Consider the following 15,180-nt stretch of genomic DNA (forward strand, 5'->3'; position numbering starts at 1 on the left):
CTTTATCGACATCACCCAACGTGCCAGACTCGGTCGCATCGTGCCATGACGAGGGGGTCGTGGGTGATGACCACTTTCGCGGTCCCACTGGTGGTCGCCCACAGGTCGCTCATGAGAGCCTCGGAGGTCTCGACGTCTAGGTGCTCGCTGGGCTCGTCGAGGATGAGCAGATCGTGAGTTGCAGGATCGGCTGGAGTGCCATGGTTGACGAGCACCCGCGCCAAGGCCAGGCGTTGGGCCTCACCGCCTGACAGGGAGCTGCCGTCCTCGGTGACCACTCGTCGCGGCGGAATTGCTAGGCCAGCGCGAGACAGCGCTGTGAGAACCTCGTCCTCGGTGGCCTCTTTGCAGCCGATGCGTACATTTTCGCTGATTGACGTTGCGAACACATGGGCATTCTGGGCCAAGTAACGCACCCGCCCTGTCGTCGTCACTGTCCCGGTCAACGGTGGGATGAGCCCCATGATGGTCGCCGCGAGGGTCGTCTTTCCAATTCCTGACCTGCCGACGATGGCCACTGATTCCCCAGCCACCACGTGCAAGTTGACGTTTGAGAGCACGGGCTGGTTTCCCGGCCAACCAACCGTAAGCCCCTCGATCACCAAGGAGGGTTTTTCCTCGGAAGCAGCCGCGGTGGGGGAGTCGCCCACCCCGACCTGAGGCGCGTCGAGCACCTCGACTACCCGCTGCAGGGCCGCCTTGGCACGGGTATGAGTCTGGGCGGCCCCCGTGAACGCTCCGAACACCTCGTGGAGGGCCAGTGGGGTCAGCACCAGCACAGCCAGGATTCGCCCACCGATACGCCCGTCGGCAACCGCATTGCCACCGATCCATAGGGCCGAGACGACTGCTAACCCGGCCGCCAGGATCTGACCTGCGGTGCCGAGACCTCGTCCCCATGCCGCTCGTTGCTCGGCGGTGCGCAACCGGGAATCGACCTCCAACACATCGGCCAGGATCGCGTCCTGGGCTCCGTAAGCCACCAGATCAGGGGCGCAATGGGCCAACTCGCGAGTGCGGTCGGCCAACTGACCACGCAGCGGCACCAAGGAGGAGTCGGCAGCCCGGGACAGGCGTTGAGTGATCGCCGGCATGACGACGGCCGCCAGTAGGGCCGACAGTAGTAGGACCGCAGCCGAAGTCAATGAGAACCGGGCTAGCAGGACCGTCGTGCCAATGATGACGAGGCTTGACGCGCACGCCGGAACGATCACCCGCACGACCATGTCCAACACCGCGTCGACGTCGGCAGTAACCCGTACCAGCAGGTCACCCCGGCGACGTCCCAGCAGGGTGGTACGTGACAGCCGGTCGTAGACCCGCATCCGCAATGCCCCCTGCATCCGCAGAGCCAGGTCGTGGCCTACCAGACGTTCGGCGTAGCGGAAGACACCGCGGGAGATGCCGAAGAATCGCACCCCGACGGCTGCGGCCTCCAGGTAGAGCACCGGTGGCATCTCTGCGGCCCGAGACAGCAACCACGCTGACACACCCATGAGGGCCACGGACGCTCCGGATGCACATGCGGCGAGCAGGGTCGACAGGACGAGTAGCCAGCGACCTCGCGGGACATCCCGCAACAGAGTCTTGAGCAACTGGGTGGTTCGCGCGTTCATGCCAGCACCTCCAGGTCGACGACCACGTCGGCTGCCGCGATGATGTTGCGACGATGGGACACGACGAGCACCGATGCTCCCGAGGCACGTACCGCCTCCAACACGGTCGCCTCGGTGTCGGCGTCAAGACCTGCCGTCGGCTCGTCAAGGACCAGCAGACCGGCCTCGGCCTGCTCCACCCGCACCAGAGCGCGGGCCAAGGCCACACGACGACGTTCCCCGGCGGACAGACCTTCGGCGTCGTCGTCGATACGCTTATTCAACGGGATTGCCGCGGCTCCGCAGCGATCCAGGGCGTCGCGCAACATGGCCTCGGGCGCATCCGAGCACCCTAAACGGATGTTCTCGGCCACCGTACCGGCCATCATCGCTGGCACCTGGGGCACGTAGGCCAGCTGACGTCGCCACGACTGCCATACCGATTCGTCGGCCCCTATGAGTTCGCGATCGCCGACGAGGATAGACCCGGAATCGGGGTCGATGAATCCGAGCAGACACGACAGGGCGGTCGTCTTGCCACCACCGGAGTGCCCGACGAGGGCGACGACACTCCCGGGCTCGATGCGCAGAGACAACCCGTCAGGGGCGGCACGATCCGTCCCTTCATACGTGTGCGTCAACCCGCTGATGACCACCGGGACCTCGCGAGGTGAGGCGATCTCGACGTCGCTCTTGGGTGCCGTCGGCCGCCCGGACTCAATAAGCCCGAAGGACACCTCTGCGGCGGCCATTCCGTCAGCGGCATCGTGGAAGAGCACCCCCACCTGCCGCACCGGCAGGAAAACTTCAGGGGCGAGGATGAGGATGAACAGGGAGGTGCGCAGGTCCATTCCGCCGGCGGCAACTCGGAAACCGACGGTAACGGCCACCAGGGCCACCGAGAGGGTCGCCAGCAGCTCAAGTATGAAAGAGGACAGGAAACTGATGCGCAGGGTGCGCATTGTTTCGGAGCGGTTGGCCGCCTCGGTGCGGCGCAGCCCCTCGAGTTGGGCGCGGGCTCGCCCGAAGACCTGCAGGGTCGGCAGCCCAGCGACCAGATCAGCGAAGTGGTTGGCCAGTCGGGTGGCTACCTTGAACCGTTTTGCTACGGCCGCCTCGGTCCGCCAGCCAATGAGGGCCATGAAAACGGGGATGAGCGGGATCGTCACGACGACGATGACGAGGCTGGTGAGGTCGTTTAGGCCGATAGCGGTGGCTAGCACTGCTGGCACGATGACGGCCAGCACAAGCTGGGGAAGGTATTTCGAGTAGTAGCCGTCGAGGGCGTCCAGACCTGTTGTCATCAGGCTGATGAGGGTTCCCGACGGCATTGTTGCGTCAGTGGGACGCGACAACCTGGCTTGCAGGATGTCGCGCCGCAATTGCGACTTGACTGACGCTGAAGCTTGATGAGCCAGGGATTCTTGCAGCCAGGCGAGGCAAGCTCGACCACAGAACACCGCCGCAAGCAGCCCGCACCACATCGCCACGCCGTCGAGATGATGGGCGGCGAAGACCGACGAGACACCACGGGACAGCAACCAGGCCTGTGCGAGGATGAGCAAAGCCGTAGCCACGCCCACCACGCACAGACCTGCGAGAAAGGGAAGAGTGGCCCGCGCCCGGCGAACCAGGCGCGGATCCAGCGGAGCTGCCACGGATTAGGCAGCCACCGCGGTGTCCGGGATGGCCTCCCGAGTGAGGCGCTTGCGGAACACCCAGTAACTCCAGACCTGGTAGGCGAGCACAATCGGCACGAAGACGCAGGCGCTGATCGTCATGATCTTCAGTGTCCGGCCGGTTGCGGAGGCAATCCACATGTCGAATGCGATACCCGACGGGCGGTACCCGAGGTTGCCGTACATGGCGAACATGCAGGCAACGATCATGAGGGCGATACCCAGAGCGGTGCACAGGAAAGCCAGCCCCTCGCGGCCCTTGGCGACGACCGCCGAACCAGCGGCCAGCAGCACGACGACGAGCAGGCAGATGATCCAGGTGAGCACCTGACGTCCGTCTCGGGTGACGTACATGATGTTGAACATCAAGGCCCACACCAGGGCAACGACGGTGGCGATCCAGCCCAGCTTGGCCGAGGTCTTGCGAGCGCGGTCGTGCATGTCACCCATCGTTTTGAGCGCGACGAAGTTAGCTCCGTGAGCGCAGAAGAGCACCACGAACAGAATGCCGCCGATGAGGGCGAACGGAGTGAACAAGCCCCAGAAGGAGGTCGTCACTAACGGCGCAGTGCCGCCGTCTGGGGTCGAGTGCGGGCCGACGGCCAGGCCGCGGACGAAGTTCGCGAAGCCGACGCCGAGCACCAAGGTGGGCAGGAAGGAACCAATAGTGGCCATCCAGTCGAAAGCGTTGCGCCACGAGGAGGACGGGTTCTTCGAACGATATTCGAAGGCAACGCCACGGACGATGAGACCGAGCAACACCAGTAGTAGTGGCAGGTACAGACCGGAGAACATCGTCGCGTACCAGCCGGGGAAGGCGGCGAAGGTAGCGCCACCGGCGGTCAGCAACCACACCTCGTTGCCGTCCCAGGTCGGTCCGATGGTGTTGACCATGAGACGACGATCCTTGTCGTCACGTCCCAGGAAGGGCAGCAGCATGGCGACGCCGAAGTCGAATCCTTCGAGGAAGAAGAATCCGACCCACAGAACGGTGATGAGGACGAACCAGACGATCGTCAGGGGCGAGTGGGCAGTAGTTTCAAGAACGGGAAGCATGTCGTTACCTCCTCAGTATGCGAAGGACAACGGAGTGTCCTCGCCCTCGGTAACAGGTTGATCACGGGTGGAGAGCTCAGGCAGCCCCTCCTTGAGGGCCTTCCAGAACAGCCCCACCTCGACGACCGCCAGAATTCCGTAGACGACGGTGTAGGCGATGGTCGAGAAAAGCACGCTGCCGGCCGAAACGTTGGGTGAGACGGCTGCCGTAGTTGGCAGCACACCCGCGACGATCCAAGGCTGGCGTCCCATCTCCGTGAATATCCAACCGAAGGAAATGGCGAACAGTGGCAGCAGGGGTAGGGCGATCATGAAGAGGGTCAGCCACCCGTGCGGCTTCGGGTTGCGGCCTCCGCGCATTGCGATGAGCATGACGAGGCCGATAAGGCCACCGATCATGCCGAGGGTGATCATGATGCGGAAGGTCCAGTAGGACAACGGGACGTTCGGCTCGAGTTTGATGCCGTTGGCGTCGATCTTCTGACGCAGCACATTCTGGTAAGAGGCCTGCAGGGGGGTCTGCGAGCCGTCCTTGCGATGGTAGGTGTACTCGTGGACCTGATAGCTCTTGAGCTCGTTGATGCCCTTGACCTGCGAGCCCCACTTGCCGTTACCGAGGAAGCCGAGCATGCCGGGTATCTTGAGAGCCCACACCTCCTCCGAGCCGTCCTTGTTGCCGATGGTCAGCACTGAGAAGTCCGAGGTGTTCTGGTAAGCCGCCTCGGCAGCAGCCATCTTCATGGGCTGTGCGTCGGTCATGACCTTGCCCTGGTAGTCGCCACTCAGCACAACGCCGACGCAAGCGACAATGAGCACCCATGCGCCGAACTTCGAGGCCCAGCGCCACGTGCGGACGCTCTCGACCTCTTCGGCGTCGGAGATCTGGGAGGTGGTGCGTCCCCTGGCGACTTTGGCCAAGTGCCAGAAGGCGATGGCGGCGATAAGGGCGCCAGCCACCGTGTAGGAAGATGAGATCTGGTGAACGAAAGTCGCCTTGAATACCGGATTGCTTAGCACGGCCCCGAAATCGGTCAGCTCGGCCCGGTGGGTGACTGGGTTGTAGCTGGCTCCGACAGGATTCTGCATCCAGGAGTTTGCCGCGAGGATGAATACTGCGGAGATCATGGTGCCAATGGCGGTCAGGTAGATGCACGCCAGGTGGACTCCCTTGGGGAGTTTCTCCCAGCCGAACACCCACAAGCCAACGAAGGTGGACTCCATGAAGAAGGCCACCAAGGCCTCAAGGGCCAGCGGAGCACCGAAGATGTCGCCAACGAATCGCGAGTATTCCGACCAGTTCATGCCGAACTGGAACTCCTGCACGATTCCGGTGACGACGCCGAGGGCGAAGTTGATGAGGAAGAGCTTGCCGTAGAACTTGGTCAGACGAAGATAACGGTCGTTGCGGGTCTTAAGCCACACTGTCTGCATCACCGCCACGAGCATCGATAGCGCGATCGTGATCGGGACGAAGAAGAAGTGGTAGACCGTCGTGATCCCGAATTGCCATCGGGCGATCAGTTGGGCATCCATGGCGGGTACCTTACTATCCGAGGTCACCGGTTTGGCCCGACTGAGTGGTGTTGCGCAAAAACAGACCAAAAGGCCAGGTGCGTGCCATGTTGCTGGTGACGTTCGCGCTGCATCCGCATGACCGCCGAGACCAGTTAATCGCACGTCCGTTCGCGCCTGTGAACCTCCGTTGACGTTTGGTTTAAAGACTCAGTGGAGATACCCGACCGGCGTAGCGGAGCCCCACGCCAGTAGCCGATGAGCGCCATGACGATGATGAAAGCCAGGGTGCCGAGTGTCAGCGCCTCGAAGGAGGCATACGAGACCCCCTGGGCTTTGGAGAAGTCGTGAGGCATTCCCACCAGGGCCTCCAGGGTGCCTGGGAAGATGCTTACCCATGACCCAAAGGCGACAAATGTCGTCGTCACTACGCACATGAGGATGAAAAACCAGTTCGGGCCGGCCCGGAAGGGCCGTTCGACGTCGGGCTCGCTAAGCCGCAGTTTGGCTGCGGCCGGGATGATGAGCAGGTAGCTGAACAGGTAGGTCGTTACTGCCACTCCGAGGACGACGTTAAACAGGTCAGCGCTAGAACCCGTCAACTCCATGGCGGCGAGCATGAAAAGAGTGGAGACGATCCCCGATAGCAGGTTGACGTGCACCGGCGTGCCCAGCCGGGGGTGGAACTTCCCGAAGAACCCACCGAAGAAGGAACCATCAGCAGCGGCCATGGCCTGCATTCGGTCGGACATGATCATCCACGCCGCGCCCTGACCGATATTCGCCAAAGTGAACATAACGAGGGCTAGCACCATCATCGGTTCGGCAGCCGGTCCATATACCGAGAAGACGGTGTTGACGGCTTTAAGTAGTCCCGAGACTCCGTCGATGTCGGAGGGAGGTAGGACGAGCAGAATCGTTGCCACTGGAAGGAGGTAAAAAATTCCAGCCATAGTGGCCGAACGGAGCACCGAGACCGAGACGTCGTGCTGGGCGTTGCGCATCTCCCCCGACGCGCTCGATCCACCCTCAAAACCAAGGAAGGCGAAGAGCAGCAAAGGCGTCAGGGTGATGAATCCGCGCAGGGTGGGAGAGAAGCTACCAAGACTGAGGGGCTGGACGCCGTGTTGGGTCGCATACACGGCGGCGGTGACTAAGAACAAGCACAGGAAGGAGATTTTGAAAAAGGCGCCGGCAGTAGGAATCCATTTGGCTTTAGCTAGGGACAAGATAGCGGCGAACACCGTCAGCCAGATGAAGGCCAGCTTAAACAGGTAGTCACCAGCCGATCCTGCGGAAAAGTGAACGAGGTGGTTGCGGGCGGCCTCCGCGTTGAGGAAAGCCATCGAGCCGCCCACCCATACTGGCTGGGTGATCCAGGTGAAGACACTGGTGACGGCGGCAGCTGGCCGCCCAAAGGCACGTCGGGTCCATAGGTACACCCCTCCCTCGCCGACGAAGGCCGAGCCGGTCTCGGCGAAGATGAGGGAATAGGGGATGAGGAAGACGATGATGAGGAATACCAGCCAGGTGAAGGTTTCGGGGCCTTCGGCTGAGACCGATCCCAGCATCTCCAGCCCGACCACCGCAGAAACGATGAGGAAGACGATGTCGAATCGGTTGAGGGTACGTTGCAGGACCTTCGTCTGGTCCTTCGCCATGTCAGTGTCGTTGTGGGCAGTCAGCTGGGAGTTTTTGACCTCGGCCATGGGTCTCTTTCGTCGATGAGAACGACCGGCTGGGGGCTGGCCGGACGCTGTGCCCCGGCGGGCACCCCATCAACTTTAGAGCCTGTTGCTAAGAATGTGGGTGCGGTGTCTCATTCGTGACTCGCCGCGGCGAACTGCGCTTGGTACAACTCGTAGTAGTGACCCTGGTGCTCGAGCAACTCACTATGGCCTCCCTGCTCGACGATGTCGCCGTGTTCCATGACGAGGATGAGGTCAGCGTCCCGGATAGTGGAGAGGCGATGGGCGATGACGAAGCTAGTACGCTCCTTGCGCAAGTTTGCCATCGCCTCTTGAACGAGCATCTCGGTGCGGGTGTCCACCGAACTAGTGGCTTCGTCAAGGATGAGTAGGTCCGGGGCCGCTAGGAAGGCTCTAGCGATGGTGATGAGCTGCTTTTGACCCACCGAAACATTGGATCCATCATCATCGATGATGGTGTCATAACCGTCGGGCAGGGTGTGGACGAAGTGGTCGACGTGGGCGGCCCGTGCGGCGTTAAGGATATCTTCTTCGGATGCTTCAGGGCAGCCGTAGGCGATGTTGTCGTGGATGGTTCCGCTGAATAGCCAAGTGTCCTGTAGGACCATGCCGAGCCGGGAGCGCAGTTCGGCGCGAGGGACTGCGGAAATATCAACGCCGTCAAGGGTGATGGTTCCGTCATCAATCTCGTAGAACCTCATGAGCAGATTCACCAGCGTCGTCTTGCCGGCTCCGGTGGGTCCGACGACCGCAATCGTCTGTCCTGGTTCTGCGACCAGGGATAGGTCGGTGATGAGAGGTTTGTCCGGGTTGTAGGAGAAGCGAACGTGGTCGAAGACGACTCGTCCCTTCGTGGCTGGGAGGCTTCCGTGAGCATCCGTGGATAATTCGTCGGCGTCGAGAACTTGGAACACCCGTTCCGCGGAAGCCACCCCGGACTGCAGCAGATTTGCCATGGAGGCAATCTGGGTTATCGGCTGGGTGAACATTCGGGAGTATTGGATGAAGGCCTGCACGTTGCCTAGCGGCATCTGGCCCTTCGCCACCCGCAGGCATCCGATGAGGACGATGATGGCGTAGTTTGCGTTACCGAGCAGGAACATCACCGGTTGGATGAGGCCGGAGACAAATTGGGCCTTGGCGGTCGCCTGACGCAGTTCCTCGTTTCGTTCGTGGAATTCCTGGGCGACAGCCCGGCTGCGCCCGAAGGTTTTGACGAGGGCATGGCCGGAGTACGCCTCCTCCACCCGCGAGTTGAGCTCGCCGGTGGCTTTCCACATCTGGGCGAACTGTCCCTGGGCCCTCTTGCCGATGAGGCCTGCGATGACCCCGGCGATCGGGATGACGACTAGGGAAATGACGGCCAACAGCGGTGAGATCCAAAACATCATGATCAACACGCCGATGATCGTCAACAGAGCGTTGAGGAGCTGCTGCAAGGTTTGTAGCAAGGTCTGGGAGACGTTGTCGATGTCGTTGGTCATCCGGCTCATGAGCTCGCCGTGGGGCTGACCATCAAAGTACGACAGTGGCAGCTTGTCCAGTTTGGCACTGACCTGGCGGCGCAAGTCGTACATGGATCGCTGAATGGCGGTGTTGAGCAGGAACCCCTGCAGGAACATTAAGAGGGCTGCGCAGGCGTACAGGCCCAACGCCCAACTTATGATGACGCCGAGCCGGTGGAAATCGATGCCGGAACCGATGACGACGTGAGGATATTGCTGCAGCAGGGTGATGATCTTTCCTCGATCTCCACCGTGGCTGGCTTGTCCGAGTGTGTTGATGAATGTCTCGGCTGTCATGCCCCGGGCTGCGGGAATGTGCTTGCCTATCTGTTTTCCGACGATGCCGCCAAAAATGACGTCGGTGGCGCGGCCCAGGATTTTCGGGCCGATGACGTTGAAGGCCACTGAGATTGTGGCCATGATGACGACGATCGTCAGCGTAATGCGATGGGGTTTGAGTTGGCCGAGCAGTCGTTTGAGGGAGGGTCCAAAAGAAATGGGTTTTCGGTAACTTGACTACCACGATGACCTTGTTGGGAGGAGGCCCGGGCGATCTCAGCCTGCTCATTCCTGGTAGGTGCCTGCTGGGCGTCCTTGCCGGTCATGCCGCCTCCTCGACCGATAGCTGGGAGTCGACAATCTCGAGGTAGGTCGGGCATGACTTGATGAGTTCATCGTGAGTTCCCCTACCGACGATGTGTCCGGCATCGAGGACGAGGATCTGATCGGCGTTGCGGATCGTCGAGACCCGCTGGGCGACGATGAGCATCGCGGCGTCGCCATGATTGGTTTCGAGGGCGGCTCTGAGTCGGGAGTCGGTGGCCACGTCGAGGGCGCTGGAGGCATCGTCAAAAATGTAAATGTCGGGATCTTTGACCAAGGCTCGGGCGATGGATAGGCGTTGTCGCTGACCACCGGAGACGTTGGTGCCACCTTGGGTGATGGTGGCCTCTAACTTTCCGTCCATGTGGGAGACGAAATCGTCAGACTGTGCGACGTGCAGGGCGTTCCAGAGCTCCTCGTCAGTTGCGTCGCAGCGACCATCACGCAGGTTTGACGCTACCGTGCCACCGAAGAGGTAGGGCCGCTGGGGCACCAGACCGATGCAGCTCCATAGGGTTTCAGGGTCGTAACGGCGCACGTCGGTTCCGTTGACGAGCACCTGTCCGTGAGTGACGTCGACGAGCCTGGGGATGAGGTTGACCAGGGTTGATTTCCCCGACCCAGTGGAACCGATGATGGCTGTCGTCGTGCCACGGGCCAAGGTGAAGGAGATGTCGTGGAGAACCGGCTCAGAAGCGCCGGGGTAGCTGAATGTAACGTCGCGAAACTCTAGCAAGGTCGGAGCGTCAGGCAGGGCCATTACAGGTTCGGGATCAATGGTGAGAGACGACGAGGTGTGCAGCACTTCCTCGATGCGGTTTGCGCATACCGAGGCTCGTGGCCACATGACGATGAGCATGACCGCCATCATGACGCTGATGAGAATCAGCATGAGGTATGTGGTGAATGAGGCCAAAATGCCGACTTCGGTCTGTCCGTCGTCAATCCGTGTGGCCGCAAACCAGAACACCGCAATCTGGGACAGGTTCATGATGAGCATGACGAGGGGGAACATCGCCGCCATAGTCCGGCCGACGTTCACCTGGATGTCGCGCAGGGAGGAGCTGGTGGCGTCGAAACGTGCCGCTTCGTGGCGCTCCCGGGCGAAAGCTCGCACTACGCGGATGCCGGTGATTTGTTCACGCACGACTCGGTTGAGGTCGTCGATGCGTTTCTGCTGACGCTTAAACAGTGGCCCCATCCGGGAGACGATCAGCCCCGCACCGATGGCTAGCAGGATGACTGCCACCATGATGATCCACGACAGGGAAACGTCGGCACGTACGGCCATGATGATCCCGACCATCATCATGATCGGCGCCCCGATGAGCATTGCCAGCGTCATAAAGACCAGCATTTGCACCTGCTGGACGTCGTTGGTAGTCCGGGTAATGAGTGATGGTGCTCCGAATTTGTTGATCTCTCGGGCCGAGAAACCAAGGGTGCGGGTGAAGACGGCGTCGCGAATGTCACGGCCCGTTCCCATCGCCACCTGAGCGGCGAGATAAACCGCAATGACCTGGCAGATGGTCTGCCCTAAAGCGATCGCCAGCATGAAGAGGGAGTGGGTGGTGACATATCCGGTATCCGCTGTTACGACGCCCTTGTTGATGATGTCTGCGTTGATGGTTGGCAAGGACAGGGCCGCGATTTGGGCGCAAACCTGCATAACGATGATGACGGCAACGTGCAGCCGATAGGCCCTCAGGTGTCGGGTCACGAGTTTTGCCAGCACGAATACTCCTCGGACGGGGATGTGTGCAACCGCCGCCGGTTTGCCGGATCAATGCGAGCGGCACGACCACCTTAGTGGAGTTCACGGTTGGTCGCCCGCATGCGGTAGGTCGGTAGGCTGTGTGTCGCAGGAGGTGGGGTGTTGTGAGGGGGATGAGACGCTTGTGGTGGCGGAGTTCTTCTGGTTGATTCTGACGGGGTGTGCAAGCTCACCGGCGAGCAGTAGCGGGTAAGATATTGGGATTTTCCCAATTTTCGCGTAGGATGTCTCCATGAGTGAAGATATGCGTGAGATTGGGGAACGTATCAAGTCGCGGATGCCTGAGGGTATGACCCAGCAGTCACTGGCTGAGGCAATGGAGATGACGCCTGATGCCTTGTCGCGAATGCTCAACGGAAAACGTGGTATCACCATGACCGAGTTGGGCAAGGCTGCGGAGGTGCTCGGGGCCAGTGCTCATTGGTTGGTGACGGGGCACAAGGATCCCTATGCCATGAGGTTTGCCGCTCGGCACACGTATGATTTCGATACTCATCGGCATATCAACGAAGGACGGGAGAAAGATCGCGAGGTCCTCGACCATATAGCTGAGGTGTACCGGGCCGCGCATGGAAGTCTCAGGGCTAGTTCGGTGGTTCTGCCGAAGACCGCCAAACAGATGCGTGAAGCATTGGGTGATGGATTCGTTAATGACTTCGCCGCGCGCGTGAAAGAGGTTCTCGACGTTGACGTCATGAAGCGTTCCGGATTGTCGACGGATTACTCTCTGTGCATCGTCGGGCGGCGCGTTGTTGTGCTGAACAAACAGTTCTGGGCTCGTACGACTTGGTCTCTGGCCCATGAGCTAGGGCATCTCGTTCAAGGGCACCTGGATCGTGATGGAGACATCGCGGGCGAGGCGGACGAAAAACAAGCGAACGCTTTCGCTGCGGAATTGCTGCTGCCCGAGAAATGGATGAGGAACTTCAATTGGCCCGCATTGACCCGCGCGGATGTCGCTCGGATGGTTTGGGAGGCCAAGGTCTCGGCTGCTGCGATGAGGGTCAGAATTGAGACATTGAGATTGAAAGCGTCGGATGAGGTTCGCGAAGCCTTGGAGCTGACGACTCCGAAGTTACTCACACTCGCCAGAACTAGCGCGGCGGAGCGATACCGAGATGTATTCGTCCCTGATTGGTCCCCGACTGTCATAGCTGCGTTGCTTGAGGAGACGGAGAAAGGTAACGCGGATCCGATGCTGACTTCCAGGGTTTTAGGTGTCCCCGTTGACGACATCGATTTTCCTGAGCCGCCGAGCGAGGAGGAGATGGTCGAGCGGTACGAAAGAACGATGTTGGATCGTCGTAGGCGTGACGACGGGGCTGGGGAGTCTGCATTGTGACGATTGAGGATGGGATCGGGTGGACGTGGGTCTCGAACCAGGATAAAGAAGCGTTGCGAGGACTTCAGTCGTTCCAATGCACCCACAGATCGACCGAAGTCCCCCGGGGGTAGAGCGCTGCGACATCCTAAGCCGTGGGAGCTCGAGGTCCAGAGTTACTTTCGCGACAGAGGGTGCGGAAGGGCCAAGAAAAGAGGCACGCGGCGTTTACTGCTCGCGCGGAGGAGCGGGGTCATTGTGGCCGCCGCGGACACTGAAGTGAGTATTAGCAAAGATGGCGACGGCAGCTATGTCAATTTCTTCATCTGTGCAGTTGCCATAAATGTGTCCGAGCGAGGCAAAGGGGGCCGATTGGCCAGAGAACTCGTGCAGGTTCTCAAGGATTGCGCTGTGCAGAAAGCGCGTGAGGGAGGGCTGCCGAGGGCCAAAGTGTATGGGCGCATTGACGCTAATAATGAGCCGAGTGTGCATTTGGTGGATGACATGGGATTCGAGTTGGAGCAGATGGAGTCTGTGCATCTTCAGACTTGGTCCACCATGCTTGGCGTTTAGTTCGTTTTCCCCGACTGTGATGGGCGAACGGTGCCGGAAGCCGGCAGTCGATTGCTTCAAGGTGCGAGGGGTGGGGCCACTACCCGCTGACTTGACGTCCTTGCCTGCGTACACCACGTCGTCACAACCGTGCAGGTTGGTGAAGGTCTCTTTGCGTATGACCATGCGTGCACTCCAAGCACCAGGAAGGTAGCGGAGATAAGGAATTAGGTAGCTAGTTAGAGGTGATGACAACTTCGAAGGCGGGATAGCATAGGTGAAATCGTCGTCAGCTTGTTGCTTCGATAAGATTCCCTGGTGAGTTCTGACACTGCATCCAGCCAGTCCCCTGACGTCTCCGAGCAGATGCAGGTCCGCCTCGACAAGCGGGCCCGGATCATCGCTGACGGAGGCCAGGCTTATCCGGTCGATTTGCTACGCGACCACACCCTGGTCCAGGTTCGTCAGAAATACACCGACGACACCGGGGAGCTGACCTTGGCGCCTGGCGAGGAGACCACCGATGAGGTCACCGTCGGCGGACGTGTCGTCTTTGTCCGCAATACCGGCAAACTGTGTTTCGCCAGCTTGCAGGACGGGTTTACCGAGACTTCCAACGGTGAGCGGTTGCAGATCATGCTTTCCAAAGCCGAGGTGGGCGATGAGTCCTTGGCTGCGTGGAAGTCCGACGTTGACCTGGGTGACCACGTCTGGGTGCGTGGCCGAGTCGTCGTCTCTCGTCGTGGTGAGTTATCCATCATGGCTGCTGAGTGGCGGATGGCCTCCAAGGCTCTGCGTCCGCTGCCGACCCTCCATAAGGAGCTCTCGGAGGAGAGCCGGGTGCGTCGTCGCTACGCGGATCTCGTCGTTCGTGAAGAGTCTCGCCAGATGGTGCGCACCCGCGCCGTTATCACCCGCGCGGTGCGTCGCGCCCTCGACGAGCGCGGTTTCCTTGAGATCGAGACTCCGATCCTGCAGTTGGTCCACGGTGGTGCCGCAGCCCGCCCGTTTAATACCCACCTCAATGCCTTCGACATTGACATGAGTTTGCGTATCGCTCTTGAGCTCTATCTCAAGCGGACGATGGTCGGCGGCACCGATCGGGTCTACGAGATGGGTCGGGTCTTCCGCAACGAGGGTATTGATTCCAGCCACTCGGCCGAGTTCTCTATGCTCGAGGCCTACATGAGCTGGGGCAACCAATTCACTATTGCTGAGGTGATCAAGGACATCATCATGGCGGTGGCCGACGCCCTCGACGTCCATCAGATTGAGACCCCCAAGGGCACTATCGACCTCGACGGGCAGTGGCGTTGGGTCAGCGTCTACCCAGGCCTGTCGGAAAAACTAGGGCGTGAAGTCACCCTTGACACCCCGTTGGAGGAGTTGCAGTCCATCGCCGCTGAGCACGAGATTGAGATCGACCAGTCTTGGGAGGCCGGCAAGGTCGTTATGGAGCTTTTCGGTGAACTCGTCGAGCCGGGCCTTATCAACCCCACCTTCGTCTGTGATTACCCGGCTATCGCCCAGCCGCTGGCCCGTCCGCACCGCGACGATCCTCGCATGGTTGAGGCCTGGGACCTCATCATTGGCGGGATGGAGCGCGGTACTGGCTTCTCCGAGCTCGTCGACCCAGTCATCCAGCGCGAAGTGCTTACCAAGCAATCCCTCGCTGCTGCCGCGGGTGACCCTGAGGCGATGCAGCTTGACGAGGACTTCCTCGAGGCCCTGGAATTCGGCTGCCCGCCCATGGGTGGTCTGGGGCTGGGTGTCGACCGGCTGGTGATGCTCTTTACCAACGCTGGGATCCGCGAGACGATCCTCTTCCCGCTGCTCAAGCCGGAACACTGACTGAAGGCCCGCCGGGACATCCC

At 60.7% G+C, this 15,180-nt stretch carries 11 protein-coding genes; 2 read left to right on the forward strand and 9 right to left on the reverse strand.

Annotation, left to right across the window (positions count from 1 at the left end; translation table 11 throughout):
- Positions 1–11: 11 nt before the first annotated feature.
- The 8 genes from cydC to CPA42_RS00985 all read right to left on the reverse strand — a co-directional run bounded on the left by cydC (position 12) and on the right by CPA42_RS00985 (position 11,394).
- The gene (gene cydC / locus CPA42_RS00950; protein WP_002517200.1) at positions 12–1,616 is read right to left on the reverse strand and encodes a thiol reductant ABC exporter subunit CydC; all 1,605 of its coding nucleotides are present in this window, start codon (positions 1,614–1,616) and stop codon (positions 12–14) included.
- A complete protein-coding gene (gene cydD, locus CPA42_RS00955) occupies positions 1,613–3,181 on the reverse strand; it encodes a thiol reductant ABC exporter subunit CydD (RefSeq protein ID WP_002518650.1) in 1,569 nt (522 codons plus the stop codon). The genes cydC and cydD overlap by 4 nt, the downstream gene beginning before the upstream one ends.
- Before the next feature lie 75 nt (positions 3,182–3,256).
- Positions 3,257–4,330 carry a cytochrome d ubiquinol oxidase subunit II gene (cydB, locus tag CPA42_RS00960; protein ID WP_002517210.1) on the reverse strand — a complete coding sequence of 358 codons (1,074 nt, stop codon included), beginning with the start codon at positions 4,328–4,330 and terminating at the stop codon, positions 3,257–3,259.
- Between the two features lie 12 nt (positions 4,331–4,342).
- Positions 4,343–5,863: a cytochrome ubiquinol oxidase subunit I gene (locus CPA42_RS00965; protein WP_002517169.1), complete on the reverse strand. Its 1,521-nt coding sequence runs from the start codon at positions 5,861–5,863 to the stop codon at positions 4,343–4,345.
- 134 nt (positions 5,864–5,997) lie between these two features.
- Positions 5,998–7,551, reverse strand: coding sequence for an APC family permease (locus CPA42_RS00970; RefSeq protein WP_002517073.1), 1,554 nt, complete (start codon positions 7,549–7,551; stop codon positions 5,998–6,000).
- Between the two features lie 110 nt (positions 7,552–7,661).
- Positions 7,662–9,476 (reverse strand): ABC transporter ATP-binding protein, encoded by a 1,815-nt coding sequence (locus CPA42_RS00975; RefSeq protein ID WP_002517202.1) that lies wholly within the window; start codon positions 9,474–9,476, stop codon positions 7,662–7,664.
- Between the two features lie 14 nt (positions 9,477–9,490).
- Positions 9,491–9,661, reverse strand: a complete 171-nt coding sequence (locus tag CPA42_RS13485) for a hypothetical protein (protein WP_002517102.1) — start codon at positions 9,659–9,661, stop codon at positions 9,491–9,493.
- Positions 9,658–11,394 carry an ABC transporter ATP-binding protein gene (locus CPA42_RS00985; RefSeq protein WP_002518652.1) on the reverse strand — a complete coding sequence of 579 codons (1,737 nt, stop codon included), beginning with the start codon at positions 11,392–11,394 and terminating at the stop codon, positions 9,658–9,660. The genes CPA42_RS13485 and CPA42_RS00985 overlap by 4 nt, the downstream gene beginning before the upstream one ends.
- A gap of 271 nt (positions 11,395–11,665) precedes the next feature.
- On the opposite strand from CPA42_RS00985, the gene CPA42_RS00995 reads away from it, so the two are divergent.
- Entirely contained in the window at positions 11,666–12,775 is a 1,110-nt protein-coding gene (locus CPA42_RS00995) for a helix-turn-helix domain-containing protein (protein WP_002517109.1), read from the forward strand.
- Positions 12,776–12,982: 207 nt separating this feature from the next.
- Here the strand turns inward: CPA42_RS00995 and CPA42_RS12815 are convergent, their stop codons facing one another.
- Positions 12,983–13,492, reverse strand: coding sequence for a hypothetical protein (locus tag CPA42_RS12815; protein ID WP_002524635.1), 510 nt, complete (start codon positions 13,490–13,492; stop codon positions 12,983–12,985).
- A gap of 132 nt (positions 13,493–13,624) precedes the next feature.
- Here CPA42_RS12815 and lysS point away from each other — a divergent pair, with 132 nt between their 5' ends.
- On the forward strand, positions 13,625–15,157 hold the full coding sequence (lysS, locus tag CPA42_RS01005; protein ID WP_002517110.1) for a lysine--tRNA ligase: 1,533 nt from the start codon (positions 13,625–13,627) through the stop codon (positions 15,155–15,157).
- Positions 15,158–15,180 lie beyond the last annotated feature (23 nt).

The organism is Cutibacterium acnes, assembly GCF_003030305.1.
In the GTDB taxonomy this organism is placed as follows: domain Bacteria; phylum Actinomycetota; class Actinomycetes; order Propionibacteriales; family Propionibacteriaceae; genus Cutibacterium; species Cutibacterium acnes.

Bases quoted from the DNA above. Each gene is read 5' to 3' on its own strand.
- CPA42_RS00975 (WP_002517202.1), bottom strand. From the start codon at position 9,476: ATGGCCACAATCTCAGTGGCCTTCAACGTCATCGGCCCGAAAATCCTG.
- cydB (WP_002517210.1), bottom strand. From the start codon at position 4,330: ATGCTTCCCGTTCTTGAAACTACTGCCCACTCGCCCCTGACGATCGTC.
- CPA42_RS00965 (WP_002517169.1), bottom strand. From the start codon at position 5,863: ATGGATGCCCAACTGATCGCCCGATGGCAATTCGGGATCACGACGGTC.
- CPA42_RS12815 (WP_002524635.1), bottom strand. From the start codon at position 13,492: ATGGTCATACGCAAAGAGACCTTCACCAACCTGCACGGTTGTGACGAC.
- CPA42_RS00995 (WP_002517109.1), top strand. From the start codon at position 11,666: ATGAGTGAAGATATGCGTGAGATTGGGGAACGTATCAAGTCGCGGATG.
- CPA42_RS13485 (WP_002517102.1), bottom strand. From the start codon at position 9,661: ATGACCGGCAAGGACGCCCAGCAGGCACCTACCAGGAATGAGCAGGCT.
- cydC (WP_002517200.1), bottom strand. From the start codon at position 1,616: ATGAACGCGCGAACCACCCAGTTGCTCAAGACTCTGTTGCGGGATGTC.
- CPA42_RS00970 (WP_002517073.1), bottom strand. From the start codon at position 7,551: ATGGCCGAGGTCAAAAACTCCCAGCTGACTGCCCACAACGACACTGAC.